Source organism: Acidisoma sp. S159 (genome assembly GCF_009766125.1).
Lineage (GTDB): Bacteria > Pseudomonadota > Alphaproteobacteria > Acetobacterales > Acetobacteraceae > Acidisoma.
In genome coordinates, this window is sequence record NZ_LMUG01000045.1 from 317,646 (window position 1) to 344,537 (window position 26,892).

Consider the following 26,892-nt stretch of genomic DNA (forward strand, 5'->3'; position numbering starts at 1 on the left):
GTCGTGAAAACTTAAGGGGTTCCGCGGTCTTCTCCTCACTGAGCGTCATCTTATCTTCGGGCAGCGCGGCGCTCCCGCCCGTTAACGAAACACTTGAGGATTAAGTCATGCGGCATTTCCGCGCCCTTGCGATGGCGTCGGCATTCTTTCTCGCGCCCGCCGGTATCACGGCGACTCTGGCGGCATCGGGCTCCGATGTCCCGCCCGCCACGAACCGCGCCGCGTCTCCCGGAGCGGTTTCCAATGGCCAGCTCGGCACAGTAACCGGCAACAGCGTCTCGCCCACCAGTGGCACCGCAGGCGGGGGCTTGTCATCGGCGAACGGCCAGAAGGCCGGCGGCGCGGCGCATCGCCGCCGGCACCGGTATCACCACAAGAAGTCTACAAGCACGATGGCACCGGCGGGCACCATGGCGCCGGCGACGACTGCTCCGTAAGCTGCGCGCGCGGGGCCCCGGCAACGGGGTCTCTTCGCGAATTTGTTTCACGGCCGATGCCGAGCCGAAGATGCGCTGCAATGTTTGAGTCTCTATTGGCCACGACCAGCAACCGCTCTGTGTCGTGTAAGGCTAGCGCAGAAGTCTCCTCGGTCGGCCGATGACCGAGTCGTCAATTAATTTCTTGCACGCCGGGACTGGCATTTCACCGGATTCCTGTCTGCGGTAGACGGTTGTTCCGCAATGATTGTGGAAACCTGAGTCCGTCTCAAGAGTAATAGAAATTCCGTCGTGGAATGCTGGATACAATAGTCAGCAGGTAGTTTATCCACGGGGAACGCGCTTTGGAGAACAGAGTGGTGAGCGGCGCCGATGTTGCGACGAGCGACACGATACAGCGGTTGACCGTGGTGGATCAGGTGGCGGATGCGTTGCGTGCCCGCATCCTATCGGGAGGTTTGCCCGAGGGGAGGCAACTGCGTCAGGAGACTTTGGCCGCTGAGCTAGGTGTTAGCCGAATACCGCTGCGCGAGGCGTTTCGCCGCCTGGAGGCGGAGGGGCTTCTGACCATCGCACCTCATCGCGGGGCAGTCGTGTCGGTGCTATCGCTCGAAGAAATCGCGGAGCTATTCGATCTTCGCGCGATGATCGAGCCGGACCTTATCGCGCGAGCCTGCCGTGCTTTGACGGATCGAGAGATTGCGAACTCCGCCAAGATCCTCGCCGACTATGGCTGGGCCTTCGCACAACGTGACGTGGTCGCCTGGGGAACGTTGAATACGGCTTTTCATCTGTCGTTGTATCAGCCTGTCAACCGCCCGCGCTCGCTTGGACTTGCGCAGAGCCTCCTCGATCAGACGGACCGCTACACGCGCATGCAGCTTCTTCTGACCTCTGGCGAATCGCGCGCGGAGGATGAGCATGCCGCGTTGCTGCAAGCGTGCCGGGATCGCGATGAGGGGCGCGCCGCCAAGCTGCTCGCGCAACATATTCGCAATGCCGGAACGAGTTTGCTGGACTTTCTGCGAGCGCGCCGTGCGGATGGGGCTTAATCTGATCAGAGTGTTTGGCCGCGACAAGGAGGTTGGCGCGGCGCTTCCGTAGGCTATCTTGATCGCTGTGCATTTCGCATTTCGAGTCTGCCGCGATCGGGACGAGGAGACGGGGATATGACACCTGACGAGAACGCCACCAGCGCTCAACATCCGGAGGAGCTGAAAGCCACGGTGGAGCTTCGAATTACGGACCACGTCACCTTGAGGACGACGGCGCGCGCGACACCCGCCGGGCTGATCGGCATCGCGCTGATCTTGTCGGCGATCCTGATCCCGGTGATGTGGGGTGTGAGGTCGCGTCGCCTCGGGCGATAACCGCGCGCATTAAGCCTGGAGAGAATTCCGGCGTTTTCCAAAAAAATTTTGTTTGCTTCGAGTTCCGCCAATGGCCGATTGCTACCTGTGGTTGCGTCTCCATCGTGATCAACAACGCTGGGATGCTTGCGCCCGCTCAGCAAAAACCTCGATTAAGCGAGCAGAGTGATTGGAGAAAGTCGTCGAATGGCCTATTTCAAGGAGGCAAGCTTCCTCGAACTCGAATCCGGCCCCGAATACGACATGCTTTTTCCACCCGGCCAGGAAGCCCCTTACGCCGGCGTGTATCGATGCGAGGTCTGTGCGCTTTGCGTCGTCTCCGAGTTTTCCAACCGGCTGCCATCGGATGATCATCATCAACACCGGCGCCATAGCGAACATCCGATTCGTTGGCGCCTCGCGGTCAAGGCGCACTACTAATCGCGCATCCTTTGGCGCCTGCCGAGAGGCGTGCGCCCACCGTCAATAGTTGAATTGGTAGGTGACGCCGAGCCCGTTGCTGTCACTGCCGACCTGAGTCTGTAGCTTCAATCCTCTCGCGATATCGATCTGCACCTGAGCGCCGGTGTTGCCGCCGTTGGTGCCCTGGATCGCGCCGACATAGACGCCGGGCGCGACATAGCGGCCTGCCTGCAAAGTCGGCGCGCTTTGCTTCTTGGTATTCACGGCTCCGGTGGCAGAGCTGCTGTCGCCGACAGAAAGTTGGTCGAGTCCAAGGCCCTGGCGCACGGTATTGAGCATGCCGCCTACGCCGCCACCGCCGACGCCCGCGAAAGACGCGAGCGTGCTGGCGATCTCGGCGATCTGAAACGGGCTGAGCTGCGTCGAGCTGCGGTGAAAAAGGATATAGGCAAGCACTTCATCCTGCGGCAGCGTGGGGTTCGAACTCAGAACGATCTTCGGCGCGCTCGCATAGCCGGTGACGGCGAGCGTCGCGGTGACGGTGCCGGAGATGGAAGTCGCCTCGAAATCGATCGACGGGTCGCTGATCTTGCCGCCGTCGAAACCGACTTGCCCCTTGGTAAAGGTGAGCGTCGCGGTGACGAGCGAGACATTGCCGCGGATCATGTCGAAATGTCCGCTCGGCACGAGTTCGGCGAGGGTGCCGCCGACATGCATGCGGCCGCCGAGTTCCGCATTGAGACCATGGCCTCGTACGAAGATTCCGCGCGGCGCTTCCAGCGTGAGGTCCAGGGCGATGGCGAGGGGCGGCCCGGCGGGCGGTGCTGGCTTGTCGCCGGGCCTGTGAACTTTGAGCACGACGACGCTGGGAGGCAGGCTGTCGGGCACCTGAATATCCGCGCGGTCGATGCGGACGAGACCCTTCGCAGAGATGCCGTTGGCGACCGAGCCACCGACATGGACATTCGCATCCATCCGCGCGGTCAGCAGATCGCTTTGGATGGGCGCGGCATTGTGGGCGGTCACTGTAATGTCGAGCGGCAGCCCGGGCGCGGTGACGCCGACGCGTCCGCTGGCACCAATGGTTCCGGTGCCTGCCTGCGCGGTGAAGCTGTCGATGACGAGTTGGTCGCCGGCGGCGCGCAGCCGTGCCGTCATGCCCGCGAGGTGAATGCCTTGCGCGAAATCCTGAAAATCGCCGTGGTCGAGATTGGCGGTGCCCGAGATGCGCGGCGCCGTGGCGGTTCCGGCGATGGCGATATCCAGCGTCAGGATGCCGCGGGCGCGTCGCCCGGCTGCTTCCAGGATCGGATTGGCGAGCGCGAGATCGAGCCGGCCGGCCGTATGGAGCGCGAGTGAACCGGTGGCGGAAAGCGGCGCGGTTCCGTTGACGGTGACGTGGCCGCCGCTCCCTGCGTCGAGCCGCGCATCGACCGTTGCGGTTTTGCCGGCGAGGCGGACGGTGGCGTTGATATTCGCCGGCGGCAGGGACGCGGCGGTGCCGACAGTTTGCCGCAGGCCGGCGCCACGCACCGTGACGGTGCCAACCGGGGCGGCGAGGCTGCCGGTGAGCTTGGCCTCGACATCGATGCGGCCGGCGGCATGCAGGGTGGGGGCGAAGGGCTTGGCCAGCGCCGGGGTGATGTTCGCGATGGTCGCCTGGAGGTTGAGGTTGGGCTTGACGGTGCCTGAAGCGTCGAGCGTGGCGGTGCCGAGGCTGAGGCGCAGGTGATCGACGCCGGTCGTGGCGCCGAAGTCGACTCGCGCCGGGCTGAGGAGACGGAGCTGTTCGCCATGCCAGGCGGCGTTGAGCGCCGCGAGCGCGAGGCGTTTCGTCTTGGCATCCAGCGTGGCGCGCAGATCGGCGCTGGCGGGGGCGCCCTTGAGGTCGGGCAGATTGGCGTTGAGCGTCAGCGCAAGGGCGTCGAGCGGGCCATCGGCGGTGGCGCGCGCCGTGCCGTGAATGCCGGCGGCGGCGATGCCATCGGCTGTGATGCGCGCTGAGATGCTCGGGTTCTTGGCGGGATCGCGCACGTCGCCGACCACTGATAACGCGCCGAGCCTGTTCTGGGCGAAGACGAGGTTCTTCGCCTTGAGGTCGAGATGGGCGGCCTGGCCGGGCGGCGCATCGAGCTTCAGCGCTAGGCTGCCGCCGACCGGCTGGCCGATCAGAAAGCCGAAATCGGCGAGCCGCGTAATGGCGAGGGACAGCGTGCCGCTCGGCAGGGTGGCGCCTTTGGCCAGGGCGACTTTGCCCGCGCCGCTGAGGCTTTTCCAGGAGGCACGGTCGATGGTGGCGGCCATGGCGCCATCCGCGCCGCGCGCGACGTCGATCGCGATATCGGCCGGGGAACCGGCGGGCTTGCCGGTGAGCCGGATCTTCGCCTGTGGCGCCGAGGGCAGGCCCGTCGCCTCGATATGCAGCGCGATCGGGCCGCTGAGGGAGGCCACCGCGCGATTGGCCTGCGCCATGCCGACGGTGCCGGTCGTGTCGGTGGTGACGGAAAGGTCCGTCTGCGTGCCATGGGCTTCGCCTGTCATGGCGATGACGCCGGTCGCCTGGGGCGCGACATCGGCGAGGCGGCGGAGGGCGAGGGTCCAAGCCAAAACGAGCTGTTGCGACGCCGTCTGCCGGCTACCATGGGCGGTGAGGTCGATATCCTTGCCATGCACGGTGAGGCTGGAGAGCTGTAGGGCGGCCTGGGTCATGGCCGCTTCAAGCGCCAGGTGCACGTCGCCGCCGGTCAGGGCCATCACCTGCGGGATGGCCTGGGTAAGGTGGATATCGGCGGCGAGCTGGGCGGTGGTGGTGGAACCGTCCGCCGGGCGCGTCGCATGGGCGGTGATACGGGCGCTGCCGGCGATTGTCTGGTGAGCGATGGCGGCGAAGGGGGCGAGCGCGGGCAGGTCGAGCACCACATCGGCGGCGAGATCCGGCTTCGTCTTGCCGGTGACGGTGAGGGTCAGCAGCGGGTGAGTCACCGTCAGCTTCACCGGGCGATCGGGCGCGTCCAGCGTGGCTGCGGCGGCGATGGTGATGGGCGTGTCGCCAAGCAGATCGGGGGGCAGGCCGGGTGCCACGAGTCCCGCCAAAGTCGCGTGTAGCGAGACGGCGCCGGTCGAGCCTTGGATGTCGGCGTTCAGCGCCTTGAGGCTGACGCCCGCGGCCTTCAGGCCTTCCAGGGTGATATGGCCGGTGGCGGCCGGCTTAGTGAAGGGACCGTCCGTGTTGAGGGCGATATCGACCTTCTGCCAGCCCATTCCGGGCTTCGGCTCCATCGCCGGCGCATGGGCGTCGATCGCGAGCTTGGCGGCCTGTCCGGCGAGGTCGATGACGCCATGCGCCCCGGCCTTGAGGTCGCCCGCCGTCAAAGTGAGCGCAAGTGCCTCTGCCGTTTGCGGACCGGAGACGTCGGCGGCGAGATGTAGCGCGCCGAGATTCGGCATAGAGGCGAGGCGGGACAGCATTCCTTTAGGCGGTTCGTCCATCGCCAGATGCGCGGTAAGCGCGTTGCCGCTCAGGCTGCCATTGACGGTATACATTCCGCTGCCGTCGAGGTCGTGCAATGCGAGCTTGACCGACCCATCGTCGCGCCCCGTCACGCTGGCCGAGCCCTCGGCGCCGACATTGATCGCGGCAGTGTGGGTGACGGCTTGCGCCACGGAAATGCGATCCACCGCGAGACGGTTGAGGAAGATCTGCACCGGCAAGGAGGGGATGGAGATGGTGGTGGTCGGCTTTTCCGGGGCCGGTGGTGGTGTGGTGCTGGGCGGCGGCAGGCGGAGCATGGTGACGCTGGCGGCGTGCACTTCGTCGATCACCAGCCGCCGGTGCAGCAGCGGCGCTAGGGACAGCCGCAGGGTGAGGTCGTCGAGAGTGAGCCAGGCGCCGTCGTGGTCGAGCAGCTCGACATGGGCGAGGTGCAGGTCGGTCGGGATGCTGCCGGAGAGGCCGTCTATGCGGAAGATGCCGTTGGAGTGTTTGTTGGCGAGGGCGACGATCTCGCGCTGTCCGGCCGGCAGGTTGATGGCGATGATGACGCCGCCGATCAGCACGAGGACGAGCAGAAGCACCGCGCCGACCACGATGCCCAGCCATTTCGCGATGCGGCCGAGCAGGCGCATCAGAAGGCTTGCCCGATCCCGATATAGACTTCGAGCGCATCGCTATTCTGCTGTTTGATGAGCGGGACCGCGACATCGACGCGGATGGGTCCGATCGGGGTGTAGTAGCGCAGGCCGGCACCGGCACCGACCCGCAGCGGGCCGTTGAAAGGTGCGGAGGAGGCCGAAACCTGGCCCGCATCGGCGAAGACGGCGGCGCCGAAGCTTTTGCCGAAACGCTGACGGAACTCGACCGTGCCGGCATCGATGGCGGTGCCACCGACGGGATTGCCGTCTTTGAACTGCGGGCCGACGGATTGGTATTTGTAGCCCCGGATGGTGGCGCTGCCGCCGCCGTAGAAGCGCTGATCAGGCGGCAGTTCGAAGGTGGTGGCGCCCTGCACAGAACCGACAAGGCCTCGCAGCGCCACCACGCTGCGGCCGCCGCCACTCAGATCGATATAGGTCGAGCCATTAAGCTGGAGAATGGTGAAGGTCGCGCCGTTGCCGACGAAGGATTCGGTGGGCGTCACGGCGGCCGTGGCGCGCACCCCCTTGGTGGGGTCGAAGAGGGAATTTGTGGTGTCGTATTTCAGCGTCAGCGGAATTTGGAACAGCCCGTAATTCCGCGTGGTGCCTTCTTGCTCGACTTGCTCGCCGATGATCGTCGCACCGACACTGCCACTGAGATATTTCGAGAGCTTGCGGGTCAGTGTGGTGCCGGCGAGCAGCGCCGTGCGGTCATAGGCTTCCAGGTTCTCTTTCAACGCGCCGACATTGAAGCTGAGACTCTGGTCGCGTTGCAGAAAGGCGGGCAGCGTATAGACCGCGCCGACATTGTAGCCGAGCCCATCGCTGGCGGAGCCGCCGAGGCCGGTGACGGCGGCGCTGAGCGTCAGGTTCTCGCCATTGCCGAAGAAGTTGTGATGCGTCCAGCTCGCCCCGAAAGTGCCGCCGGTATCCGTCGCGAATCCGGCGGTGAGGCTGACGGTGCGGGGCGGCGCCTCGGTGACGGCGAAGGTGACGGGCAACCGGCCTTGCGAATCGAGCGCGGTGCCGGGAACCACGCGGACCGATGAGAAGACGCCGAGGCCCGCGAGATCCTGGCGGGCCGAATCGAGTCGCGTCGGGCTGAACTGCTCGCCGGGCGTCACGTCGAGTTCGCGGCGGACGAAGCCTTCATGCACAGACTTCAGACCAGCGATGGAGACGGCGCCGATATCGACGCGCGGACCCGTGGTGACTTTGTAGGTTACGTCGAGCGCATGGGCGGCCGGGATCTCATAGGCGTCCGGCGGGGCGACTTTGGCGAATGCATAGCCCTCATCGAGCAGAGCCGATTCCAGCCGGACGCCAGCCGCCACCACCTCGGCGGCCAAGGCCGGGTCGCCGGGCTTGAGGTTGAGCGCGGCTCGGGCAGCGGCGGGAACATCGCCCTTCAGCGTTACGTTGCGGAGGTGAAAGAGCGGGCCGCGGGTCAGCGTGACGGTGACGGGCACCGCGACAGCGGCGGAGTATTTCGTGAGCAGCGCCGGAAGGTCGGGGTCGTCGAGATCGTGGCCGTCGATCTTGATGACCACGGTGCCGTCGTAGAAACCTTCGCTCTCCAGCACGCTGAGCAGCCGGGCCTCGTCCGCGCGGGCGCGCAGAATGAGGGCGAAGGGGCCGACGGGCGCTTTGGTTCTCAGGGTGGCGAGCGTCGAGGTCGCGGCGGCGAGCTTGTCGAGCGCCTTGTCGCCGGTTGGCTCGAAGGTCACCGCATAGGGCTGTGGATCGGCCGCGCGCAAAGGAGGCGCCAGGATCAAGGCGGCCGTGGCGAGGGCGCCCGCCATGCGCAAGCCAGCAAGCAGCCGGAATCTTATCCTCCACCGACGCAGCGCCCTGTCCTCCCGGCTTATCTACCATGCTCTTATCTCTGGCCCGGACGCCAAGGTCGATCCCTGGCGGCTCATCGTGGCGGCCGGAAGCACTTAATCGGGTCAAGGTTCCGTGAATGAGACGGACGTTAAGGCGGTGGGACGTTGCACAACAGAAAGGGCCGGTTTCCCGGCCCTTTCCGATTTTGCGCAGGATCGCTTGGTCTGAACCGCCCCCTGTTACCCGTCATGCTTTGCGACGGCAGAGCATTCTCGGCTTTGCTTGCTTCACAAGGCAAGCCGTGGATGGCAGGCCTTCGCGTGCCATGACGAGTGCTAGGGTCGAGCTTCAGTTACGCCGCCTGAGCGGTGGGCTGGCTTTCGTTGGCGATGGTTTTCGCCTCGGGGTTGCTGCCGATCGCGATGCGGCGCGGCTTGAGCGCCTCGGGCACGACGCGCTTGAGGCCGACATGGAGCAAACCGTTGGTGAGATCCGCGCCCTCCACGACAATGTGGTCGGCCAGGGCGAAGCGGCGCTCGAAGGCGCGGCCGGCGATGCCGCGGTAGAGGGTCGCAACCTTCTCGCCTTCCGGCGCGCGGACGCGGCCGGAGACGAAGAGGGTGTTTTCCTTGACCGTCACATCGAGATCCTCGGGCGCGAAGCCCGCGACGGCGACGGTGAGGCGATAGGCGTCCTCGCCGGTCTTCTCGATGTTATAGGGCGGGTATGTGGTGGTGGAGCCGCCGTCCTGCAGACCGTCCAGGATATGGAGGAAGCGGTCGAAGCCGATGGCATTGGTCGAAAGTCGCGTGAAATCGCGGGTCATCTGAAACCTCCTGAAAAGCAAGGTCGCTGTGGACGGACCGCCCAATCGGGCCGGTCCTTGGATCATCCGGGGCCCGCAATGGGCGCCCCCGACACCCCGGAAATAGAAAAGGCCGCCCCCTGCTTCAAGGGGCGGCCTCCAAAAATCTCGCGCTTCCGTGTGGGCGCGTAACGGCGCTATTCTTTGCGGACGCCGATGCTGGCGAACTTCTTGTTGAACTTCGCGATCCGGCCGCCGGTATCGACGATGCGCTCCAGGCCAGTCCAGGCCGGATGCGACTTCGGGTCGATGTCGAGACGGATCGTATCCCCGGCCTTGCCCATGCAGGACCGCGTTTTGAACGCGGTGCCATCCGTCATGATGACGTTGATCTCGTGATAGTCGGGGTGGATGTCTTGCTTCATGGTTTCCGTTCCTGAGGCGCCACCGATACGACCGGTCGCGCGGAAGCGCCGCCTATAGCGTGCTCAGGGCTCGCGGTGCAACCGGCGTGCCGGGATGGCTACTTCCGCTTCGCATGAGGACCGCCCGGCAACTCGGCGCGGAAGACGGTGTCGGCAAGTTTTTTCTGTGCGGGCGGCATCGCGGCATAGAGGACCTCGAAGGCGGCGGCGCTTTGCTTGAGGGTGTCCAGCCTTTGCTGTTCGAGGGCGACGAAGTTGTTCATGTCCTCAATGGCGTTGAAGCTCGGCAGCTTGGCGCGACGGTCCCGGTAGCTTTGGCCGGTATCGGCGGCGCCGTCCCGCATGATGTCCGCGAAATTGTTCCAGAGCGGCGTCTGGTCCGGCGTGACCTTGATCTGGTCGTGCAGCCGCTGCAGGTAGCCGTTCATTGCGGCGCTGCCGTGGTGATGGCCGGTGGCTTTTGTGGGAGGCGCCGCTTTGGGCACCTCCGGCGGCACAGTTGCGCTGGCGGCTGACGGCACGACGAGACTGGCGGCGGGCGGCAGCTTGGGGACGGGAGGCGCCGCATCCGGCACTGCTAGCACGTTGGAGTCAGCAGAGGATTGAGCGAGGGCGGCCCCGGCCGAGCCGACCAGGATCGCGAAAGCCAGGAAGATGGTGGGATTGGGCTTCATCGCGGCGATCCTTACAGGTCAGCACCACCCAATACATAACGTATTCGAAATTAATTGCCAACGGATGTGGCGTATGCCGGTTCGATGTAAAAGAGCGGTGACGCTGTCAGGAGCCCTGGATCATGCCGAGCGCTCGCGCGCGACCGATGGCATCCGGCGCCCCGCGGGCGGATTCGGCCCGCGCGATCAGAATCTCGGTTTCAGCCGCGCCGACGGTGTCGCGGCCCCGTGCCTCGGCCTGCTGACGCTGCCCCGCAAGGGTGAGCACCATCACCGCGTTGGCAGCCTCCCGCGCATCCGGTTCGGGCGCGTCGATGGCGAGGGCCATCTCATGCAGGGCATCTGGCAGGTCGCCGACGAGGGCCAGGGATAACGAGAGGTTGCCATGGAGCCGCGCGTCCGCCGGAGCGATTTTAAGGGCGCGGCGATAGACCGCCTGCGCCTCCCGCGACCGTCCCGTCATATCCAGCGCCGTGCCTTCGGCCAGCAGGAGGTCGGCGTCAGGTGCTCGTCCGTCGAGGTGTTGCAGCAGCGGGAGCGCCTCGTTGACGCGACCTTCGCGGAGCAAAGCAATGGCGAGGCCACGTTCCGCCTCAGTGTTGTATGGCGCGAGGACCGCTGCGGCCCCAAAGGCCGCTTCGGCTTGGGGAGCGTCCCCGAGCATGTTGAAGGCCTCGCCCATATGGATTAGCGAGACAGCGTATCGGGGATCACGCCGGTTGGCCGTCCGATACAATGTGATGGCGCCCTGCGGGTCGCCGCTGTCGCGCATGGAATCGCCGATCCGCACCAGCATCGCGGCGGCGCCCTGGGTGGATCGTGGCACTTTGGTCAGTTGCGGCGATCGGGGCGTGGTGGTGCAGGCCGAGAGCAGAATAGTGGCGGCGGCGAGCGGGCCAGCCACCGCCACGCGAATGAGGCGGTCGCGCATTTCGAAGGTTCCGCGTGCAGGACTGAATTGCCCGCCTCACCTAGGCATGCGCTCCGCAAAGGTTCCGTAAATGCGCCGGGCGATCAGCGCCCCGACCAGAGTCTTTTAGTTGGAGGAAGCGATCGCCGCGGCGAGAGCCGGGTGCTTGGCGGCTGGGTGGCTCGGGTTGCGGAAACGGAGTTCGCCATCCGCCACGGCGTCTGAGCCTGTCAGGCCGAACATCTCCATCCGGCTATAGCAGGTGACGGCGGCCACCGCCGAAGCCCCGCCGCAGGTCATGAAGTGACGCGCTGCACCTTCGAGCTCCAGGCTCTCACGCAGGACACGCCATTCGTGGCGGTCGATATCCTCGAGAAACAGCGAGAGGATACCGGGCCGCGTGCCGGAGAGGCGGCTCGGCGCCAGCACGTCAAGGCGGCTATGGACGCTGCCGGCGATTTCGTTGCGTTTGCCGGCACGGGCCGCCATGGCCCAGACGCCGGCCGAGCAGCCGGCGACCGAGAGGTGTGCCTCCGGTCCGAATTCGTGACGCAGGCGGACGATGAGTCCTTCCTCGGTGGCCGTGGTGGCTGTCCCGGCGAGGGAAAGCGGTTCAAGGCGCAGCGTGGCATTGGGATCCTGATCCAGGCGATTGCCGCTTGCCAGCATGGTCTTGAGGCGGTCATGCAGCGAAGTGACCATCGCCGGCTCGGCATCCGTAAGGCCCCGCGTCAGGGTCATCTTGAGTAGGTAGCGGCCGGGGCGGCCTTCCAGCCAAGCCTTCAGATTGGCCTCGGCGAGGTCGCAGAAGCGCGCCCAGGCGACGCGGTGGATGTCTCGGCCGATTTCGGCGGAGACCGTGTCGCAGACGCATTCGGCTTCGACATCGTCGCGGCTCAGCAGCAGGTCGTAGGAGGCAAGCTCCTCGAGCTTCGCGTAGAACACCGAGAAGCCGCGTTCACGGTAGAGCGCGCCGGTTCGCAACAGGTGGAAGAGATCGATGAGGGTGTTGTCGTCTGACAGCGCCGCCTGAAGCCGTTCCCGCAGCCGCTCGCGACCTTCAGGCGTTAACTGTTTGGCGAGTGTGACGCATTCGGCGGCGATCAATGCGAGACGCGTCTCGGCCGCGGAGAGCGGCGGTTTGGTGCGCGACTCCGGACCGCGGTTTAGGAGGCGGTCAAGGGCGAGTTCCAGGGAATGCCGCTGGCGCAGCACGCTGCCCTGCCGGTTGGAGGCGGCGATGCGGGTTTGCAGCTCGGCCAGCCGTTCTCGCCACACCGGGGCGCCGACAATGCCCGCGAAGTCGCTAAGATGCGCGAGTTCGGGGAGCGGGAAGGCGATCTCCGCTTCCCTCAGGTTTTTCGCCGGCAAGGTGCGTGTCATGGGCTCACGGAAACGAGAGGGGCAGGATTGCACCACACGCGAGGCAAAACACAGAATTGTTACGGCGTCTAGAGTCCTGAGGAATCTCCCACCTGAGCGCGATGCCGCAACAAATGATCGGCGAGCACGCAGGCCATCATCGCTTCGCCGACAGGTACGGCGCGAATGCCGACGCAGGGGTCGTGCCTGCCGCGAGTCATGATCTCGGTTTCCGCGCCGGTTTCATCGATGGTGCGGCGGGGCGTCAGGATCGAGCTCGTCGGTTTGACGGCGAAGCGGGCGATGATGGTCTGGCCGGTCGAGATGCCGCCCAGGATGCCGCCTGCATGGTTGGAGAGAAAGCTTGGCTCGCCATGCTCTCCGGCCCGGATTTCGTCGGCATTCGCTTCGCCTCGCAGCGCGGCCGCGGCGAAGCCGTCGCCAATTTCGACGCCCTTCACGGCGTTGATGCTCATGAGGGCGGCAGCCAGATCGGCGTCTAGCTTGCCATAAAGCGGGGCGCCGACACCGGCGGGAACGCCGTCGGCACGAATTTCGAGGACGGCGCCGATCGAGGATCCCTGCTTGCGGATCTCGCTCAACTCCGTCGCCCAGGCTTCCGCCGTCAGCGCGTCGGGGCAGAAGAAGGGGTTGCGTGTGACTTCCTCCCAGTCCCAGCGCGCCGCGTCGATGCCGTGCGCGCCCATGCGGATCATCGCGCCGCGGATGACGATGCGCTCGCCCAGGACCCGCCGCGCGATAGCACCGGCGGCGACGCGCATTGCAGTTTCTCGAGCGGAGGAGCGACCGCCGCCGCGATAATCGCGGATGCCGTATTTCGTCTGGTAGGTGAGATCCGCATGGCCCGGCCGGTAGCTGCGGGCGATGTTTCCGTAATCCTTGGAGCGCTGATCGACGTTCTGGATTTGCAGGGCGATCGGCGTGCCGGTGGTGCGGCCCTCGAAGACGCCGGAGAGGATTTGCACCTCGTCCGGCTCCTGGCGCTGGGTCGTGAAGCTGGATTGGCCGGGGCGGCGGCGATCCAGATAAGGCTGGATATCGGCCTCGGTCAGCGGCAGCAGCGGCGGGCAGCCATCCACCACGCAGCCGATCGCCGGACCGTGGCTTTCGCCCCAGGTCGTGACGCGGAACAGATGGCCGAAGGTGTTGTGCGACATTCCGCCGGGATCAGGCGGAAACGATGGCGATGTCGGGCGCGCGCGGATTCTTCATGCCGACGATGTGGTAGCCGCAATCGACGTGATGCACCTCGCCGGTAACGCCGGAGGCGAGATCGGACAGCAGATAGAGGCCCGAACCACCGACCTCCTCCGTGCCGACATTGCGCTCCAGCGGAGCGTTGAGTTCGTTCCACTTCAGGATGTAGCGGAAATCGCCGATGCCACTGGCGGCCAGCGTCTTGATCGGACCGGCGCTGATGGCGTTGACGCGGATCTGGCGCTCGCCGAGATCGGCCGCGAGGTAGCGCACCGAGGCCTCCAAAGCTGCCTTGGCGACGCCCATCACGTTGTAATGGGGCATCACGCGCTCGGCCCCGAGATAGGTGAGGGTCAGCATGGAGCCGCCCGCCTCCATCATCCGGGCGGCCCGCTGCGCGACGGCGACGAAGGAGTAACAGGAGATGTCGAGCGCTTGCAGGAAGGCCTGGCGCGGCGTGTCGATATAGTGGCCGCGCAGATAGGCTTTGTCGGCCCAGCCGATGGCATGGACCAGGAAGTCGATCTTCGGCCAGCTCTGGGCGATCTCGGCGAAGGTCGCATCGATGCTCGCGTCATCTCCGACATCGCAGGGTAGAACGATGGACGAGCCGACACTTTCGGCGAGCGGCCGCACACGTTTCTCCAAAGCCTCGCCCTGGTAGGTAAAGGCGATCTCCGCACCCTGCGCCGCGCAGGCATTGGCAATGCCCCAGGCGATCGAGCGGTCGTTAGCGACGCCCATGACGACACCGCGCTTGCCGGCCATGAGAGTGCCCTTCGCGGGACCCGCGGCAGAGGAATCGTCCGACATGCTGGACCCCCGAAGAAAGCTGATACGCGCCGTGACTAACGCAATCTGCGGCGTCTGGCACAGCCTACCCCTTACCGACAAGAGCAGGCTGGCCATGCAGCGGCCGCGCCGAGGCTTGGACTCGGGCCTCGGCCGTCGGTATGTAACCGGAAAGCCCGTAGGAATACCGACCGCATGTCGCTTTCGCCCACTCCGTCGACCGATCCTTTCACGCTCTTCGCGGAATGGATGGCGGATGCGCGCCGTACCGAGCCTAACGACCCCAATGCGATGACTCTGGCGACGGTGGGGGCGGATGGTGCGCCTGATGCGCGCATTGTGCTGCTCAAGGGGCAGGATTCGCGCGGCCTCGTCTTCTACACCAATTTCGAGAGCCGCAAGGGCGGCGAACTCGCGGCCGATTCGCGTGCCGCTTTGGTGTTTCACTGGAAGTCGCTGCAGCGGCAGGTGCGGGTCGAGGGCAAGGTCGCGCCCGTCTCGGCGGATGAGGCCGATGCGTATTTCGTGTCTCGTCCCAGGCTGTCCAAGATCGGTGCCTGGGCCTCCGACCAGTCGCGGCCGCTGGCCGATCGGTCGGAGCTGGAGCGGCGGCTGGCGGAGGCGGAGGCGCGGTTTCCCGGCGACGATGTAGCGCGACCGCCGCATTGGTCCGGGTTCCGGCTGGTGCCGCAGCGTTTTGAGTTCTGGCGAGAGATGCCTTACCGCTTGCATGATCGCCTGGTTCTGACCCGGACCGGCGAAGCTGGGGACTGGGTGCCGAGCCGCCTTTTCCCGTAAGCCGGCGCTATACTGCCGCCTGCCCGCACCGACGGAACGGACAAACGCCATGCCCATTCGCAAGCTGATTCTGCTTCTCAACGAGACTTCCGCTGGCAAGGCGGCGCTGGATGCCGCGCTCGATACCGCGCGGATCTGGAACGCGCATCTGACGGTGCTGCATGTGCGGGTCGATGCGCGGGACGTGGCGCCCTTGGCGGGCGAGGGTCTCTCGGGCGCGATGATCGAGGATATGATGGTCGCGACCGAGAAGGAGAGCGCCACCCGCGCCCATGATGTGCGCGCGCTTTTCGAGCATTCGGTGGCACTCCACGGCGTGACGGTGGGTGAGCCTAGGCACGGACGGGAGCAGGCGACCGCGAGCTTTGTGTCCGTCGCCGGGCGGGAGGAGGAGATCATCGCGCAGCAGGCGCGGCTCTCCGATCTCGCGGTTATTCCGCATCCCGAGGCGGGGCAGGATGTTTCCTCCTCGGACGCGCTGCATGCGGTGCTGTTCGATTCGGGGCGGCCGGTACTGCTGTCTCCGGCGGTGCCGCCTAAGACTATTGGCACGCGGATTTGCGTGGGGTGGAACGGCACGGCGGAGTCTTCAGCGGCTGTGCAGGCGGCTTTGCCCTGGATGCACCGGGCTTCGGCCGTGCGGATTCTGACCTCAGAGGATTACCAGCGGCGCGGGCCGGAGGCGCCGGATCTGGCGGCTTACCTTGGGCTGCATGGGGTTGCGGCGGAGATCGCGACTTTCAGGCCGATCGATCGTTCGGTAGGTGCCGGGATGCTGGCGGCGGCGCGGGAGTTCGGCGCGGATCTGCTGTCGATGGGCGCCTATTCACATTCGCGGCTGCGCCAGCTCATCCTAGGCGGCGTTACCCGGCACATTCTGGAGAACGCGGATCTGCCGGTTTTGATGAGCCGGTAGGTCGGCGAGGCGGCTGCGCTGCCGCTGGGGCGGGATGTCTCTAGTCTGAACCGTCGCTATTTCCCCTCGTCATGCCCGGCGAAGGCCGAGCATCCACGTCTTTGCTTGCTTCACGAAGGCAAGACGTGGATGGCACGCCTTCGCGTGCCATGACGGATCTCTGGTTACGGTTCAACTCATCACGCCCGAGACCACCGAAGCTCGCGCTACACCAGCCGGTATACCGTCACCAATCGTTCGGTCCGGTCCTCCAATTCCATCGTAGTCGGCACGGCCATCTTGCAGACTGCCGCAACGCCCTCGCGCGGAAGGTAGGCGCGGCCGGGATCGGCGACCAGGACTTCGGCGCCATCGGCCGCCATCCGCCTCAGCCAGGGTAGGACATGGGCGGTCATCGGCCGCTCGTAACAGACGTCGCCACAGAGGATGACGTCCCAGCGGCAAAGGGCGCCCACCACGTCGCCGAGTTCCGCCGTTACCGTCACGCCGTTCGCCGCCGCGTTGAGACGGGTGGCGGCCACCGCCAAAGGGTCGATCTCGGCCGCTTCGACCGAGGCGGCGCCGGCCATGGCGCAGGCGATCGCCGCGAGGCCGCAGCCGGCGGCGAAATCGAGCACGCGGCGGCCTCGCACCATGGCGGGATCGTCCAGCACCATGCGCGCCAGCACCTGGCTGCCGGGCCAGGCGAAGGCCCAGAAGGGCGGTTCGATACCCTCGGCCTCGAGCCAGGCTTCGGTCGCTCGCCAGATCGGAGTGATTTCGGTCGCGAGGTGGAGCGCGACCTCGGGCACCAGCGGGGCGCGGTCCAAGACGGTGTGAGCGTGGAGGAAAGCCTCCGCGTCTCCGCTGAACGGCAGCTTCGTCACAAATACCCGAGGAGCAGGCAGGCGGCGACCGCGAGGCCGACGTCCCGGTTGCTCTTGAACAGAGCGAGGCAGAGTGCCGGGTCGTGCACGTCGAGCCGCATGATCTGCCGCGCGAGCAAGGCCGCCGGCAGAAGGAGGGCGGCATAGTAGAGGGGCGTGAGGGATGCGACGTATCCTGCCCCGGCCAGCAGCAAAATCACCGCCGCGTAGCAAACGCCAACGAAAGGGCGTGATTGCGTCGCGAAGAGCCGGGCGGTGGAGCGCACGCCGACCAAAGCGTCGTCCTCGCGGTCCTGATGCGCGTAAATCGTGTCATAGCCGAGGATCCAGAAGAAGGCGGCGCCATAAAGGGCGAGGGCCGCTTCGTTGAAATGGCCGGTGGCGGCGACGAAGCCGAGGGGCGCGCCGAAGCCGAAGGTGATGCCGAGCATCGCCTGTGGCCACCAAGTTACCCGCTTCGCCGCCGGATAGAGCGCCACCAGGATGAGCGAGGCGGCGCCCAGTTCCTGCGCCGAACGGTTCAGGCTGAGCAGGACGCCGAGGCCCAGCAGCAGCAGCAGCGCGAGGAAAATGCCGGCTTGCCGCATCGACAGCGCGCCCGAGGCGAGCGGTCGCCCAGCCGTGCGGGCGACTTGCCGGTCGATGTCCCGGTCCCACATGTCGTTGACGACGCAGCCTGCACTCCGCATCACTACGGACCCCAGCGCGAAGAGCAGGATGAGACGGATGGTCTCCCCCGTAGAAGCGCGACCGAGCAGAATGCTCCAGAGGCCAGGGAGGAACAGCAGCCAGGCGCCGATGGGACGATCCAGCCGGGCGAGCACCGCATAGGGTGCGAGCCCCGCCGGCATTCGCGCGATCCAGCCGCCTCGGTCGATATCCGTATGCGCCGCCATGACCTCTAGTGACGCGACCGCCGACCTGCGGTCAATCCGGCTCTTCACCGACGCCGCCACGCTTTTCGAGGGGAGCGAGGTTGCGCTGGGCGAGCGGCATGCGCGCTACCTCGGCGCCGTGATGCGCCGTGCGCCGGGCGATACTCTGCGCGTGTTCGACGGGCGGCACGGCGAGTGGTCGGCGCGGATTAAGGCGATCGACAAGCGATCGGTGCGGCTGAGGGTGGTGGCGCTGTTGCGGGCGCAGGCGCCGGAACCGGACCTCTGGCTGCTGCTCTCCATCATCAAGCGCGATGCCTTCGAACTGGCCCTGGAGAAGGCGACCGAGCTTGGCGTTTCCGCGATCTTGCCGGTGATCACCGTGCGCAGCCAGCCCGGCCGCGCCAATCCCGAGAGGCTGCGGGCCATTGCCCTGGAAGCGGCTGAACAATGCGAGCGGCTGACCGTGCCGGACATCCATGCGCCGCTCCCGCTTGCGGAGGTGCTCGCGGGCTGGCAAAGCGAGCGTGTGCTGGTCGCGGCCATCGAGCGCAGCGATGCGCCGGCGCCGCCCCGGCTGGCCGGTCCCGCCGCTTTGCTGGTGGGTCCGGAAGGTGGCTTTGACCAACGGGAGCTTGACGCATTGCGCCGGCTTCCGTTTCTTCTTCCGGCTTCCCTCGGCCCGCGCATTCTGCGTGCAGAGACGGCCGCCATCGTGGGGCTCGCGCTGCTCCAGGCCGCCGACCGCGCATGATGCCGACGCCTTACCCGATCCACGACGCTTGAGCGGAACAGCCGATGTCCAACCCCGGCGAGGGCAACCTCACCCCGATCACCTCGACCCGGCAGCTGGCGGAGTATCTCGCCACCGGCTGCAAGCCGCGCGAGAAATTCAGCATCGGCACGGAGCACGAGAAATTCGGCTTCCGGCTGAGCGACCTCATGCCGCCGCCCTATGAGCCGCAGGGCATTCGCGCCACGCTGGAAGGCATCGCCGGGAATGGCTGGGAGCCGATCATCGACCAGGGCAAGCCGATCGGGCTGACCCGCAACGGCGCCTCCATCTCGCTGGAGCCGGCGGGCCAGTTCGAGCTGTCGGGCGGGCTTTGCCAGAACCTGCACCAAACCCATGCCGAACTCGACGCGCATCTGACGGAGCTGCGGCCGGTCGCCAAGGGACTTGGCCTCGGCTTCGCGCCCCTCGGGTTTCATCCGCTGGCGCGGCGCGAGGATATGCCGTGGATGCCGAAGGGCCGCTACGGGATCATGGAACGCTACATGCCCAAGGTCGGGACGCGCGGCCTCGACATGATGACGCGCACCTGCACGGTGCAGGTCAATCTCGATTTCAGCAGCGAGAGCGACATGGTGCGCAAGCTGCGCGTGGGCCTGGCGCTGCAGCCTTTCGCGACCGCGCTCTTCGCCAATTCGCCCTTCTACGAGGGCAAGCCGAACGGGATGATGAGCAACCGCGCGGCGGCCTGGCTGGATACGGATAACGCGCGGTCCGGCATTCCGGCGGTGGTCTTCGAGGATGGTTTTGGCTTCGAGCGCTTCGCCGAATTCGCGCTCGATGTGCCGATGTATTTTGTCTATCGCGAGGGGCGGTACATCGACGTTGCCGGCGCCTCGTTCCGCGAGTTCATGGCCGGGCGTCTGCCGGAGCTGGAAGGCGAGCGGCCGGTGCTTGGCGATTTCGCCGATCACCTCACGACGATTTTCACGGATGTCCGGCTGAAGCGCTTCATCGAGATGCGTGGCGCGGATGCCGGCACGCCGGAGATGATGGTGGCGCTGTCCGCCTTCTGGGTCGGGCTGCTTTACGATGACGCGGCCCTGACGGCGGCGGAAACGCTGGTCGCGGGACTGGACGCGGCGCAGCTCAATGCGGTGCGGGCCGAGGTGCCGGCTGCGGGGTTGTCCGCGGCGTGGCGGGAGGGGGCGTTGCGCGACATCGCAAAGCCGCTGATGGAGATCGCGCGGGATGGGTTGCGGGCGCGTGGTGCGGCCGATGCCAAGGGGCATGACGAGCGGCGGTATCTGGCGCCGTTGGAGGCGATCGCCGCCGGCGAGCCGACGCAGGCGGAGCATTGGCTGGCGCAATGGAGCGAGGCTTGGGGCAGCGATACGGCGCAGATTTTTGGCGAGGCGGCGGTTTAGGGCTCACAAATTCAAAGCACCAGGCTTTGCGGCGGCCGCGCTGAACTCGCGTATTCGACCCATCGATCTATTGGCAATGATGTGAGCTCACCTTGTGCTAGCGCGCAGGCGACAAAGCCGTCTATGTCCAGCATGAACCGAGGGAGCCGGTCATGGCCGAGATTCGACCCTCATACCCCATGGTCCGGGCTGGGTGGGCCTCGTCCATAGCCCTCGCGATGGTTTTCGCGGCGGTCGTCGGCGGGCCATCCGTCGCGCGTGCCGACTGGGGATTCACCCATTGGGGCATGACACCGGAGCAGGTCGTCAGTGCGTCGGGAGGCTCGGCGCATCTGATCGCGCCAGCGAACCGCCAGCGGGATGACGCGGATCACTGGGAGGTCGCCGCGGTGGGCGATGTCCATGACGGGGGGCTGACGCTGGACGGCGGCTACATGTTCGATACGCGTGGCAGCGGGCTCACATGCGTGATGTATAACGCGACTGGCGACGACGTGGCCAAGCTTCGCGACGGGCTGATTGCGCGCTATGGGCAACCCCGCAAGGACAGCGCGTTCGGTCCGCTCCGGACTTTGACCTGGCAGACCCCGGACGCGATCGAACTCGCGATCAACCAGACGCCCCTGGCGGCGGTCGTCACTCACTGCGCCCCAGGACGGTAATGGCCGAAAGCCATCCTTCCGCTATCCAGCACGCTTATTGCAGCACATAGAGCCAGGCCAATAGCGTGACGACTGACAAGAGCGTCGTCACCGAAACGGTGGAGGCCACCAGGTCATGCTCCACACCGAATTCGCCGGCGAGGACGTAGGCCGTCTTTGCCGTCGGCACTCCGGCGCAGATCACCGCTGCAAGCGTCTGAAACGGGCTTAGTCCGCAGAGGCCGGCGACGATCCATGCCACCCCGGGCACTACGGCGAGCTTCACGAAACTCAGCGTCAGCGTAGCCCGCCAGTCGTGCCGGAGCCCTGACAGCGAGAAACCAAGCCCGATCGAGAACAGTGCGCAGCCTGTCAGGGTGTCCCCGAATATACGGGCGAAGTCGCCGAGCGGCGCGGGGAGGGGCAGGCCCGAAATGGACCAGCCGAGCCCAAGCACGGTGGAGACGATCAGTGGGTTGACCAGGGTCATGCGAATCAAGGCGCCGAAGCCGCGCCGGCCGCTGGCCATGTCGCGGTCTCGCTCCAACAACCAGATGAGCGGCGGAAACATCAACACCGCGACAAGCACGGTCGCCACTGCTGCCGCCAGGACGCCGCGCGCACCGTAGAGTGCGTACAGCACGGGAAGCGCGACAAAGCCCGTATTCGTCATTGCCGCGCTCGCCCCGATGAGCGCGCTTGCTCCTGCGCCGCGATGCCACCAGATCCGTGCCGCCGCATAGACCAGCCCAAAGCAGAGCAGCGAGCCACCGCCGAATGCAGCGATAAAACCCCATTCCAGCAACGCCTCGAGCCTCTCCTCGGCAATGGTGACGAAGACGAGCGCCGGCATCGCAACATTGTAAGCGAATTGTATGAGAGGTCCTGAGAGCGAGCGCGGCAGGTAACCACTGGCCCCGGCGATCCATCCGCTCAGAATTACGGCAAACACCGGAAGAACGAGGGCGGCAACAGTCATGGGACCGGCAGCTTCCACGAGATCTGGGTTCGGCGCTGGTCGCCGAATGGCCGCGACATGCTATTGATGATCGCGCTCGGGGTAAATCGTGGCACGCGTTATGGTCGCCGGCTAGCAAGTCTTATGGCCGCGCTGACATTCTTAAGTCAGCGCGGCCTCGCAATTCCAAGCGAAGGGCGCAAAGCAGACTTTAGCTTCTGACGTCATGCTCGGAGTTCGCCGAGCATGACCTGGTTGCGGCGACTTGGGCTCGCTTGCCTCAAGCTTCCTCAGCCTAGTGCGGAACTCTCCGCCCGCTCTCAATACCGGTAGAGGTCGTGCTTGAATGGCCCGTTAACCCCGGCCGCGCCGATGTATTCCGCCTGCTTCGGCGTCAGCCTCGTCAGCGCCGCGCCGACCTTGGCGAGGTGCAAGGCCGCAACCTTTTCGTCGAGCAGCTTCGGCAATGTGTAGACTTTGTTTTCGTATTTGCCTGCCGGGGCCTGCCACAGTTCCAACTGGGCGAGAACCTGGTTGGTGAATGAGGCGCTCATGACGAAACTGGGATGGCCCGTGCCGTTGCCGAGGTTCACCAAGCGACCCTCGCTGAGCAGGATCAGGCGCTTGTGGTCGGGGAAGATCACCTCATCGACCTGCGGCTTGACGTTCTCCCAGACGTAGTTGCGGAGCGCGTCGATCTGAATTTCGCTGTCGAAATGGCCGATGTTGCAGACGATGGCACGGTTCTTCATCGCGCGCATATGCTCGATGGTGATGACATCGACATTGCCTGTGGCTGTCACGAAGATGTCGCCGCGCGGGGCCGCATCCTCCATCGTCACAACCTCGTAGCCTTCCATCGCCGCCTGCAGGGCGCAGATCGGATCAGCCTCGGTCACCAGCACGCGGCAGCCGCCGTTCTTGAGGCTGGCGGCCGAGCCCTTGCCGACATCGCCGAAGCCGGCGACCACGGCGACCTTGCCGGCCATCATGACATCGGTGCCGCGACGGATCGCATCCACCAGGCTCTCCCGGCAACCATAGAGGTTGTCGAACTTCGACTTAGTGACGCTGTCATTGACGTTGATCGCCGGGGTCAGCAGCTTGCCGGCCTTGGCCATCTCCCACAGGCGATGCACGCCGGTCGTGGTCTCCTCGGAAATGCCGCGAACATCGGCGAGCATCTCGGGGTATTTGTCGTGCATCAGAACGGTGAGGTCCCCGCCGTCATCGAGGATCATGTTCGGGGTCCAGCCGTCCGGGCCGCGCACCGTCTGCTCGATACACCACCAGAACTCCTCCTCGTTCATGCCCTTCCAGGCGAAGACGGGGATGCCGGCGGCGGCGACGCCCGCTGCGGCGTGGTCCTGGGTCGAGAAGATATTGCAGGAGGACCAGCGCACGGTGGCGCCGAGCGCGGTCAGCGTCTCGATCAGCACGGCGGTCTGGATGGTCATGTGGAGGCAGCCGGCGATGCGGGCGCCGGCCAGGGGCTTCTCCTTGCCGTATTCCGCGCGGAGCGCCATCAGGCCGGGCATTTCGTCCTCGGCCATGAGGATCTCCTTGCGGCCCCAGCCGGCGAGGCTGATGTCGCGGACCTTGAAGTCTTCGGCCGTCGTGCGCGCTGCGGTGTCGGGCATGGGTCTGTCTTTCGTGCGGATCGTTGAGCGGCGGAATAGCGGAGAGGCGGGCTTAGGGGAACCGCAAAGCGGATGCGCCTAGCTGAGCCGCGATTTAAGCCGCCGGGTGGTCGTCTGAGGGGGCGGCCTTTCCCGGCCTTGGCCAACCACGTAGCCTCGCTTGCGAGAACCAAGGAGCGCGCATGAAGCCCGAGAGCTTGGGGGCGGCGGACGGCATATCGGGCGGTGCGGCAGGCGGGAGGCGGCCGCTGCTAGCGGAGCGCCGATTCGCGCCGCTCTTCTGGTGCCAGTTCTTCTCGGCCTTCAACGACAATTTCCTCAAGAACGCCCTGCTGTTCCTCATCCTGTGGGGCACGACGGGGGCTGGCGGCGCGGGCCAGTCAGGCAGCGCCTTGGTGACTTTGGCCGGGGCTTTCTTCATCGCGCCCTTCTTCCTGCTCTCGGCGCTGGGTGGAGAACTCGCGGACCGGCTGGACAAGGCGCTGCTGGCCCAGAGGCTGAAGCTCGCGGAGATGGCGGCATCCGCGCTCGCGGTTCTGGGTTTCCTGATGGCGAGCGTGCCGGTCCTGTTCGCGGCACTCTTCGTCTTCGGCACGATCTCGGCGCTTTTCGGGCCGGTGAAATATGGGATTCTGCCGGATCACCTGCCGCGCGACCGGCTGACCGCCGCCAATGCCCTGGTCGAATTCGCGACTTTCCTCGCGATCCTCGGCGGCACCGTGGCGGGCGGGCTCGCAGTCGCGATACCGGGCGGCCGGGTGGTGCTGGCGGTAACGGTCGTCGTCTTCGCGGTGCTGTCCTGGCTGGCGGCGCGGCTTATTCCGCCGACGGGCGAGGCAGCGCCGGAACTTCGGGTCCGGCGCAACGTCTTCGCCTCGACCTGGGGGTTGGCGCGCGACCTTCGGCAGGATAGCCGCATCTGGCGCGCGAGCCTCGCCACGAGCTGGTTTTGGATGGTGGGCGCCATCGCGCTGGCTCTGTTGCCGGCGATGGTGCGGAACGTGCTGGGCGGCGAGACCGGCACGGCGACGATCGCGCTGGTGGCCTTTTCGGTCGGCATCGGCATCGGCTCGGGCCTTGCCGCCTGGCTGGCGGGCGGCCGGATCGTGCTGCTGCCGGCGGTGATCGGCATGGCGCTGATGGGCGTGTTCCTGATCGATCTGTGGTGGGTCACGCATGATCTGCCGAGGCAGGCAGGCGCCCTGCGTCTGTTCCCCGCTCATCTTGGGCATGTGCTGGCCGATCTGGTCGGGTTGAGCGCCGCCGGTGGCCTGCTGGTGGTGCCGACCTTCGCGGCGGTACAGGCCTGGGCGGGGCCGGAGCGGCGGGCGCGCGTGGTCGGCGGCGTCAATGTCATTTCGGCGGCGGCGATGGCGGCGGGCGCACTGGTGGTGGCCTTCGCCCAGAAGCTCGGGGCCGGGGAGTCGGTGCTGCTCGGCGCCATGGGGCTGGCGAGTCTGATCGCCTCGGGCGTCATGCTGGCGCGGCTGCCGACCGAGCCGGCGCGCGATCTGCTGTGGATGCTGCTGCGGCTGCTGTATCGCATCGAGGTGACGGGGGCGGAGAATATCGCCAAGGCCGGTCCGCGCAGCCTGATCGCGCTGAACCATGTGAGCTGGCTCGATGCCGGGGTCGCGCTGGCGCTGGTGGAAACCTCTCCGGTGTTTGCGATCGATGCGGAGGTCGCGCGGCGATGGTGGGTGCGGCCTTTGCTGCGCCTCGGCCAGGCTCTGCCGCTCGATCCGGCGCGGCCCTTCGCGACGCGGGTGCTGATCCATGCGGTGGCGGCGGGCTCGCCGGTGGTGATCTTCCCGGAGGGGCGCATCACCGTCACCGGCAGCCTGATGAAGGTCTATGACGGCGCGGCGATGGTGGCCGACAAGAGCGGTGCCATGATCGTGCCAGTGCGGATCGACGGGCTGGAGAACAGCCTGTTTTCGCGGCTGGCGCCGGAACAGGTGCGGCGCCGCTTGTTTCCGCGCCTGCGGGTGACGGTATTGCCGCCGCAGCCTCTGGTGATCGGTCCCGAGCTGCGCGGCCGGCCGCGACGGGTCGCCGGAGGGGCGGCACTGTACCGCATCCTCTCCGAGCTGGTTTTCGCCACTTCGCCTATCGACCGGACGCTGTTCCAGGCCGTCGCCGCTGCCGCGCGGGAGCATGGGCGCAAGCGGATCGCGGTGCAGGACCCGACCTCCGGCACGATGACCTACGGGCGGCTGCTGACGGGCGCCGCGGTGCTCGGGCGGGCGCTGGCGCCGCTGGCACCGGTAGGCGAGGCGGTGGGCGTGCTGATGCCGAACGCCAATGCGACGGCGGCTCTGATCATCGGCCTGGTCTCGGCGGGGCGGGTGCCGGCGATGCTGAACTTCACGGCCGGGCCGGCGAATATCCTGGCGGCGTGCCGGGCGGCGCGGATCGGCACCATCGTGACCTCGCGCGCCTTCGTCGAAAAAGGCCAGCTCGACCGTGTAGTGGCGGCGATCGAGGCGGGGGCGGAGGGGGTGCATCCCAAGCTGCTGTATCTGGAGGATCTGCGGAAAAGCCTCGGGACCGCCGCCAAGCTGCGGGGGTTGCTGCAAGGCGGGCGGCCGTTGGCCCGTCGCCTGCCGGATGATGCGGCGGTGATCCTGTTCACCTCGGGGTCGGAGGGGATGCCGAAGGGCGTGGTGCTCAGCCATCGGAACATCCTGGCCAATATCGCCCAGGCGGCGGCGCGGATCGATTTCGGCCGTGGCGACAGGCTGTTCAATGTGCTGCCGGTTTTCCATTCCTTCGGGCTGAGCTGCGGCTTGATGCTGCCGCTGGCCTATGGCGTGCCGGTTTATCTGTATCCGTCGCCGCTGCATTACCGGCTGATTCCGGAGCTGGTCTATGGCTGCAACGCGACCATCATGTTCGGCACGGATACCTTCCTCGCCGGCTATGCGCGCACCGCCAATCCGTACGATTTCCGCTCGCTGCGTTACGTGGTCGCGGGCGCGGAGCCGGTGCGGCCGGTAACGCGCGCGGTCTATCTGGAGAAATTCGGGCTGCGGCTGCTGGAAGGCTATGGGGTGACGGAGACCTCGCCGGTGCTCGCGCTCAATACGCCGATGTTCAACCGTTTCGGCACCGTAGGACAGCTATTGCCGGGGATCGAGGCGCGGCTCGCGCCAGTTCCCGGCATCGAGGGTGCCGGGCGACTGCAGGTACGCGGGCCGAATGTGATGCTTGGCTATCTGCGCTTCGAGACACCGGGCGTCATCGAGCCGCCGCAGGATGGCTGGTACGATACCGGCGATATCGTTTCGATCGATAGCGACGGTTACATCACCATTCGCGGCCGGGCGCGGCGTTTCGCCAAGATTGGCGGGGAGATGATCTCGCTCGCGGCCGTCGAGATCCTGGCGGGCGAGTTGTGGCCTGAGGCGATCGTCGCGGTGGCGGCGATTCCGGATGCCAAGAAGGGCGAGCGCCTCATCCTGTTCACCAATCAGGAAGGTGCCACGCGCGGGGAACTGACCGCTCATGCTCGCGCACATGGCGCTACCGAACTCATGGTGCCCGCCGAAGTGCGCGTGGTGGAGGCGGTGCCGCTGCTGGGTTCGGGCAAGGTCGATGGCCCGGCGGTGCAGCGGTTGGCCGACGAGGTGGCGGCGGGTGACAAGGCTGCTTGAAGTTGGGGCTTGAACGGTCGCGTTCG

23 protein-coding genes are annotated in these 26,892 nt (G+C 66.3%); 10 read left to right on the forward strand and 13 right to left on the reverse strand.

Features of this window, described 5'->3' with window-relative positions:
• Positions 1–107: 107 nt before the first annotated feature.
• From GSQ92_RS14710 to GSQ92_RS14725, 4 genes are all read left to right on the forward strand, one after another.
• Entirely contained in the window at positions 108–437 is a 330-nt protein-coding gene (locus GSQ92_RS14710; protein ID WP_159013637.1) for a hypothetical protein, read from the forward strand.
• A gap of 359 nt (positions 438–796) precedes the next feature.
• Entirely contained in the window at positions 797–1,489 is a 693-nt protein-coding gene (locus GSQ92_RS14715; protein WP_158806276.1) for a GntR family transcriptional regulator, read from the forward strand.
• A gap of 117 nt (positions 1,490–1,606) precedes the next feature.
• The gene (locus GSQ92_RS14720) at positions 1,607–1,807 is read left to right on the forward strand and encodes a hypothetical protein (RefSeq protein ID WP_158806278.1); all 201 of its coding nucleotides are present in this window, start codon (positions 1,607–1,609) and stop codon (positions 1,805–1,807) included.
• Between the two features lie 186 nt (positions 1,808–1,993).
• Positions 1,994–2,227, forward strand: a complete 234-nt coding sequence (locus tag GSQ92_RS14725) for a hypothetical protein (RefSeq protein ID WP_158806280.1) — start codon at positions 1,994–1,996, stop codon at positions 2,225–2,227.
• 42 nt (positions 2,228–2,269) lie between these two features.
• On the opposite strand, the gene GSQ92_RS14730 is transcribed toward GSQ92_RS14725, so the two are convergent.
• The 9 genes from GSQ92_RS14730 to fabI all read right to left on the reverse strand — a co-directional run bounded on the left by GSQ92_RS14730 (position 2,270) and on the right by fabI (position 14,377).
• Positions 2,270–6,334: a translocation/assembly module TamB domain-containing protein gene (locus tag GSQ92_RS14730; RefSeq protein WP_158806282.1), complete on the reverse strand. Its 4,065-nt coding sequence runs from the start codon at positions 6,332–6,334 to the stop codon at positions 2,270–2,272.
• Entirely contained in the window at positions 6,334–8,145 is a 1,812-nt protein-coding gene (locus tag GSQ92_RS14735) for an autotransporter assembly complex family protein (RefSeq protein WP_158806284.1), read from the reverse strand. The genes GSQ92_RS14730 and GSQ92_RS14735 overlap by 1 nt, the downstream gene beginning before the upstream one ends.
• 377 nt (positions 8,146–8,522) lie before the next feature.
• Positions 8,523–8,996 carry an Hsp20 family protein gene (locus tag GSQ92_RS14740; RefSeq protein WP_158806286.1) on the reverse strand — a complete coding sequence of 158 codons (474 nt, stop codon included), beginning with the start codon at positions 8,994–8,996 and terminating at the stop codon, positions 8,523–8,525.
• A gap of 176 nt (positions 8,997–9,172) precedes the next feature.
• A complete protein-coding gene (gene rpmE / locus GSQ92_RS14745) occupies positions 9,173–9,400 on the reverse strand; it encodes a 50S ribosomal protein L31 (RefSeq protein WP_158806288.1) in 228 nt (75 codons plus the stop codon).
• A 98-nt stretch (positions 9,401–9,498) separates the two neighbouring features.
• Positions 9,499–10,074, reverse strand: a complete 576-nt coding sequence (locus GSQ92_RS14750; protein WP_158806290.1) for a Spy/CpxP family protein refolding chaperone — start codon at positions 10,072–10,074, stop codon at positions 9,499–9,501.
• Positions 10,075–10,180: 106 nt separating this feature from the next.
• A complete protein-coding gene (locus GSQ92_RS14755; RefSeq protein WP_159013638.1) occupies positions 10,181–11,005 on the reverse strand; it encodes a tetratricopeptide repeat protein in 825 nt (274 codons plus the stop codon).
• Between the two features lie 105 nt (positions 11,006–11,110).
• Entirely contained in the window at positions 11,111–12,367 is a 1,257-nt protein-coding gene (locus GSQ92_RS14760) for a hypothetical protein (protein WP_159013639.1), read from the reverse strand.
• 68 nt (positions 12,368–12,435) lie between these two features.
• The gene (gene aroC, locus GSQ92_RS14765) at positions 12,436–13,524 is read right to left on the reverse strand and encodes a chorismate synthase (RefSeq protein ID WP_158806295.1); all 1,089 of its coding nucleotides are present in this window, start codon (positions 13,522–13,524) and stop codon (positions 12,436–12,438) included.
• Positions 13,525–13,534: 10 nt separating this feature from the next.
• On the reverse strand, positions 13,535–14,377 hold the full coding sequence (gene fabI / locus GSQ92_RS14770) for an enoyl-ACP reductase FabI (protein WP_158806297.1): 843 nt from the start codon (positions 14,375–14,377) through the stop codon (positions 13,535–13,537).
• A 54-nt stretch (positions 14,378–14,431) separates the two neighbouring features.
• Here fabI and pdxH point away from each other — a divergent pair, with 54 nt between their 5' ends.
• Both pdxH and GSQ92_RS14780 read left to right on the forward strand, forming a co-directional pair.
• Complete coding sequence (gene pdxH, locus GSQ92_RS14775) at positions 14,432–15,154, forward strand: pyridoxamine 5'-phosphate oxidase (RefSeq protein WP_256367106.1); 723 nt, start codon at positions 14,432–14,434, stop codon at positions 15,152–15,154.
• A gap of 49 nt (positions 15,155–15,203) precedes the next feature.
• Positions 15,204–16,070 carry a universal stress protein gene (locus GSQ92_RS14780; protein WP_158806300.1) on the forward strand — a complete coding sequence of 289 codons (867 nt, stop codon included), beginning with the start codon at positions 15,204–15,206 and terminating at the stop codon, positions 16,068–16,070.
• Between the two features lie 206 nt (positions 16,071–16,276).
• Here the strand turns inward: GSQ92_RS14780 and GSQ92_RS14785 are convergent, their stop codons facing one another.
• A complete protein-coding gene (locus GSQ92_RS14785) occupies positions 16,277–16,936 on the reverse strand; it encodes a methyltransferase (RefSeq protein WP_371418092.1) in 660 nt (219 codons plus the stop codon).
• The gene (ubiA, locus tag GSQ92_RS14790) at positions 16,933–17,832 is read right to left on the reverse strand and encodes a 4-hydroxybenzoate octaprenyltransferase (RefSeq protein ID WP_159013641.1); all 900 of its coding nucleotides are present in this window, start codon (positions 17,830–17,832) and stop codon (positions 16,933–16,935) included. The genes GSQ92_RS14785 and ubiA overlap by 4 nt, the downstream gene beginning before the upstream one ends.
• Between ubiA and GSQ92_RS14795 the strand changes: the two genes are divergently transcribed.
• From GSQ92_RS14795 to GSQ92_RS14805, 3 genes are all read left to right on the forward strand, one after another.
• A complete protein-coding gene (locus tag GSQ92_RS14795) occupies positions 17,831–18,565 on the forward strand; it encodes a 16S rRNA (uracil(1498)-N(3))-methyltransferase (RefSeq protein ID WP_159013642.1) in 735 nt (244 codons plus the stop codon). The genes ubiA and GSQ92_RS14795 overlap by 2 nt on opposite strands.
• A gap of 44 nt (positions 18,566–18,609) precedes the next feature.
• Positions 18,610–19,971 (forward strand): glutamate--cysteine ligase, encoded by a 1,362-nt coding sequence (locus GSQ92_RS14800; protein WP_158806305.1) that lies wholly within the window; start codon positions 18,610–18,612, stop codon positions 19,969–19,971.
• A 152-nt stretch (positions 19,972–20,123) separates the two neighbouring features.
• Complete coding sequence (locus tag GSQ92_RS14805; RefSeq protein ID WP_159013643.1) at positions 20,124–20,633, forward strand: hypothetical protein; 510 nt, start codon at positions 20,124–20,126, stop codon at positions 20,631–20,633.
• A 34-nt stretch (positions 20,634–20,667) separates the two neighbouring features.
• Here the strand turns inward: GSQ92_RS14805 and GSQ92_RS14810 are convergent, their stop codons facing one another.
• Together GSQ92_RS14810 and ahcY are read right to left on the reverse strand one after the other, a co-directional pair.
• Entirely contained in the window at positions 20,668–21,591 is a 924-nt protein-coding gene (locus tag GSQ92_RS14810) for an AEC family transporter (RefSeq protein ID WP_158806310.1), read from the reverse strand.
• A gap of 299 nt (positions 21,592–21,890) precedes the next feature.
• Entirely contained in the window at positions 21,891–23,210 is a 1,320-nt protein-coding gene (gene ahcY, locus GSQ92_RS14815) for an adenosylhomocysteinase (RefSeq protein ID WP_159013644.1), read from the reverse strand.
• 182 nt (positions 23,211–23,392) lie between these two features.
• Between ahcY and GSQ92_RS14820 the strand changes: the two genes are divergently transcribed.
• On the forward strand, positions 23,393–26,866 hold the full coding sequence (locus GSQ92_RS14820; protein ID WP_158806341.1) for an acyl-[ACP]--phospholipid O-acyltransferase: 3,474 nt from the start codon (positions 23,393–23,395) through the stop codon (positions 26,864–26,866).
• Positions 26,867–26,892 lie beyond the last annotated feature (26 nt).

What these genes read in the sequence shown, in the direction of transcription:
- GSQ92_RS14710 (WP_159013637.1), top strand. Translation starts at nt 108, where the DNA reads ATGCGGCATTTCCGCGCCCTTGCGATGGCGTCGGCATTCTTTCTCGCG.
- GSQ92_RS14720 (WP_158806278.1), top strand. Translation starts at nt 1,607, where the DNA reads ATGACACCTGACGAGAACGCCACCAGCGCTCAACATCCGGAGGAGCTG.
- GSQ92_RS14725 (WP_158806280.1), top strand. Translation starts at nt 1,994, where the DNA reads ATGGCCTATTTCAAGGAGGCAAGCTTCCTCGAACTCGAATCCGGCCCC.
- GSQ92_RS14730 (WP_158806282.1), bottom strand. Translation starts at nt 6,334, where the DNA reads ATGCGCCTGCTCGGCCGCATCGCGAAATGGCTGGGCATCGTGGTCGGC.
- GSQ92_RS14735 (WP_158806284.1), bottom strand. Translation starts at nt 8,145, where the DNA reads ATGGCGGGCGCCCTCGCCACGGCCGCCTTGATCCTGGCGCCTCCTTTG.
- GSQ92_RS14740 (WP_158806286.1), bottom strand. Translation starts at nt 8,996, where the DNA reads ATGACCCGCGATTTCACGCGACTTTCGACCAATGCCATCGGCTTCGAC.
- rpmE (WP_158806288.1), bottom strand. Translation starts at nt 9,400, where the DNA reads ATGAAGCAAGACATCCACCCCGACTATCACGAGATCAACGTCATCATG.
- GSQ92_RS14750 (WP_158806290.1), bottom strand. Translation starts at nt 10,074, where the DNA reads ATGAAGCCCAATCCCACCATCTTCCTGGCTTTCGCGATCCTGGTCGGC.
- GSQ92_RS14755 (WP_159013638.1), bottom strand. Translation starts at nt 11,005, where the DNA reads ATGCGCGACCGCCTCATTCGCGTGGCGGTGGCTGGCCCGCTCGCCGCC.
- GSQ92_RS14760 (WP_159013639.1), bottom strand. Translation starts at nt 12,367, where the DNA reads ATGACACGCACCTTGCCGGCGAAAAACCTGAGGGAAGCGGAGATCGCC.
- aroC (WP_158806295.1), bottom strand. Translation starts at nt 13,524, where the DNA reads ATGTCGCACAACACCTTCGGCCATCTGTTCCGCGTCACGACCTGGGGC.
- fabI (WP_158806297.1), bottom strand. Translation starts at nt 14,377, where the DNA reads ATGTCGGACGATTCCTCTGCCGCGGGTCCCGCGAAGGGCACTCTCATG.
- GSQ92_RS14780 (WP_158806300.1), top strand. Translation starts at nt 15,204, where the DNA reads ATGCCCATTCGCAAGCTGATTCTGCTTCTCAACGAGACTTCCGCTGGC.
- GSQ92_RS14795 (WP_159013642.1), top strand. Translation starts at nt 17,831, where the DNA reads ATGACCTCTAGTGACGCGACCGCCGACCTGCGGTCAATCCGGCTCTTC.
- ubiA (WP_159013641.1), bottom strand. Translation starts at nt 17,832, where the DNA reads ATGGCGGCGCATACGGATATCGACCGAGGCGGCTGGATCGCGCGAATG.
- GSQ92_RS14800 (WP_158806305.1), top strand. Translation starts at nt 18,610, where the DNA reads ATGTCCAACCCCGGCGAGGGCAACCTCACCCCGATCACCTCGACCCGG.
- GSQ92_RS14805 (WP_159013643.1), top strand. Translation starts at nt 20,124, where the DNA reads ATGGCCGAGATTCGACCCTCATACCCCATGGTCCGGGCTGGGTGGGCC.
- GSQ92_RS14810 (WP_158806310.1), bottom strand. Translation starts at nt 21,591, where the DNA reads ATGACTGTTGCCGCCCTCGTTCTTCCGGTGTTTGCCGTAATTCTGAGC.
- ahcY (WP_159013644.1), bottom strand. Translation starts at nt 23,210, where the DNA reads ATGCCCGACACCGCAGCGCGCACGACGGCCGAAGACTTCAAGGTCCGC.
- GSQ92_RS14820 (WP_158806341.1), top strand. Translation starts at nt 23,393, where the DNA reads ATGAAGCCCGAGAGCTTGGGGGCGGCGGACGGCATATCGGGCGGTGCG.